The organism is Pyrobaculum sp. (assembly GCF_049971835.1).
In the GTDB taxonomy this organism is placed as follows: Archaea; Thermoproteota; Thermoprotei; order Thermoproteales; family Thermoproteaceae; genus Pyrobaculum.
Genome location: NZ_JBMFKV010000261.1, coordinates 1 through 2,211, shown reverse-complemented (window position 1 = coordinate 2,211; position 2,211 = coordinate 1). Strand labels below are relative to the sequence as shown.

The window sequence follows — 2,211 nt, the reverse complement described above, 5'->3', positions numbered from 1 at the left end:
TCAACACCTCACTGCGGCGGGAGGTGGATGCGCATAAGAGGCGAGGTGAAGGGGAGGCAGAAAGAGGTCTGGCTGTGCGGATGTCGGTAACCTATGCCGTCAGCCCTCTACAGCAACTCTCCTTAGTTTAAACAGCGCATAGGCCGAGAGGGGGATCCACGCCAGCACCCCCACCAGGCCGGCCGGGTTGGAGAGCCAGACGGGGTCCGGCGGGTAGACGAGGAAGTACACGCCGGCGAAGGCGTTTACGCCGCCGTGGAAAGCCGCGGCGCCCCAGACCCCGTGGCGGAGGTACACCAGCGTCAGCACTGGAGACGCCGCGGCGCAGAAGGCGGACATCAGGAGTATGGACGGCCACCACCACTTGACAAAATAGTTGTGGCCGAGGAGGAGGACGGGGGCGTGCCAGATCCCCCACAAAACCCCCACGGCGATCGAGGCGGGTCCCCACCCCAGCCGCCTCGCCAATAGAGGCGTGAGGTAGCCCCGCCAGCCGTACTCCTCCCCAAACGCCACAAAGGTGTTGGCAAACATCGCGAACGGCACCATGAGGGGGGCCAAGAGGTTCTGCGTAAGCACCATGTCGACTATCTCGCGGGGGACGGACTCAGGGGGCAGATTCGCAACCTTCGCCAGTAGGTAGACAACAGCCTCGCCGGGGGCCGGCCTGGCGAAGGGGATGGCGGCGGCCAGCGTCAGCGCCGCCCAGACCAGCGGGTAGAAGAATGGGACGAAGTCCCTCAGCCTAATCTCCGGCGTGTAGACTGCCCGTTGCGCAATTACCCCCAGAGCCGGGGTGAACATAATGAGTAGAGCCCAATGGCCGTAGCCCGTGTACGTCATGATGGGCAATAGGGCCCACGGCACGCCGAAGGCAACTAGAAAAAACCTCCAAGGCATCACCCCCCAACCGCCGCCGGGCTGAGGCCAGGCGCGCTAAGTATAAACCTCTGGCCCCCACACTCGGCGACTAGTATCCAATCAGCCGGGCGCTTCGCAAACCCGACGCCCTCCCCGACACCCTCGACATAGAGCCTACCAGCGTCAAGTGAAAAAATGCCCAATCCCTTGACCCTCCTTACCTTGGCTCCGTCCTCGACCCATTTTAATCTACACTCGGAAAGGTTGTAGACGGCGCCTCTGGGGGCGCCGTAAATCCCGACGTCGATAGACAAGTGGGTCTTATTAACGGCAAAACCCATTTCGTCGGGCAGAGCCGCCGTCTCCGCGAAAATTGCGATCAACACAGAAAGAGAGGCCAATCCGGCTATTAGCGGAAGATTCGGCTTTCTGCACCTACCCTTGCAGTATACTGTATAGTAGACGTAGATCGCCGCAAACGCCCCCACCAACACGGGCACGATAATAGTGCCTACCTCCGATAGCGTAAGCCAGAGAATCTCTGCTCTGCCTATGTAGTAGCTATAGGCCATTACCCGGCAACTGGCTCAGCAGACCTGCCTTGCCAAGGCTTTTCAACTGTTCCCAGTATTTAGTACCCAGCAGGTGGCAATCCTCACACATGTGGTAAACCTCCTCCCGCGGATTAAAATATCTTACGAGGGTTTGCGGCCTCAACACAGTATCCTCTCTTCTCGTATCCCTTTGATTCAACCACTGGCGATTTCGCCAGCGACAATACCGGAAGTATCGCCGCAATCGCGGCGGAGCCTAGTACTGCATTATACAGAAGCTCTCTTCTCTTTATTATGCTTTCCATGTCTCTTCTAGGTGCTTCTTCCGGCGACATAAAGCTTTTTTTTGGGAATTTTTAAGCTTTATGCACAAGTCAATGCTAGTCAGGGCCTTTGAGCTCTCCGCCCTCTACGGGGTGGTTGTAGTTATGATTTTCCTAGCTTGGAGATTTGGCGAGACCTACTTTTGGTATATCGCTACATTTTTTCTGGCGCTGTCTGTTCCTTTAACTCTCTGGTTCATGCCGTCGAGGTGCAGATCTGAGGGGGGTGTTTACAAGATCTGCACACCTGTGAGGTGTGTAGACATTAAAGGCGCCGAGGTGCTGGGCGACGTGAGGGGCGGCAGAATTCCACCCGGCAAGTCCTATGCCCTTTTCTGCCTGGGTTGGCGATCCCTTCTCACGTTTTTCGCCGACTGCGGTGAGGAGCTCTTTTTCTCTACTCCAAGTTGCGACGGCAGGTGGACGCGCATAAGAGGCGAGGTGAAGGGGAGGCAGAAAGAGGTCTGGCTGTG

The 2,211-nt window shown here is 57.6% G+C and carries 4 protein-coding genes; 1 reads left to right on the top strand and 3 read right to left on the bottom strand.

What is annotated here, in order from left to right; genetic code table 11:
* Window positions 1–99 precede the first annotated feature (99 nt).
* The 3 genes from ACP5J3_RS13440 to ACP5J3_RS13430 form a co-directional block, all read right to left on the bottom strand.
* Window positions 100–900: a lysostaphin resistance A-like protein gene (locus ACP5J3_RS13440; protein ID WP_428496154.1), complete on the bottom strand. Its 801-nt coding sequence runs from the start codon at window positions 898–900 to the stop codon at window positions 100–102.
* A complete protein-coding gene (locus ACP5J3_RS13435) occupies window positions 900–1,433 on the bottom strand; it encodes a hypothetical protein (protein WP_428496153.1) in 534 nt (177 codons plus the stop codon). The genes ACP5J3_RS13440 and ACP5J3_RS13435 overlap by 1 nt, the downstream gene beginning before the upstream one ends.
* Window positions 1,434–1,546: 113 nt before the next feature.
* Window positions 1,547–1,750 (bottom strand): hypothetical protein, encoded by a 204-nt coding sequence (locus ACP5J3_RS13430; protein ID WP_428496152.1) that lies wholly within the window; start codon window positions 1,748–1,750, stop codon window positions 1,547–1,549.
* A gap of 30 nt (window positions 1,751–1,780) precedes the next feature.
* Between ACP5J3_RS13430 and ACP5J3_RS13425 the strand changes: the two genes are divergently transcribed.
* The coding region (locus ACP5J3_RS13425; RefSeq protein ID WP_428496151.1) for a hypothetical protein at window positions 1,781–2,211 on the top strand (431 nt) is incomplete at its 3' end.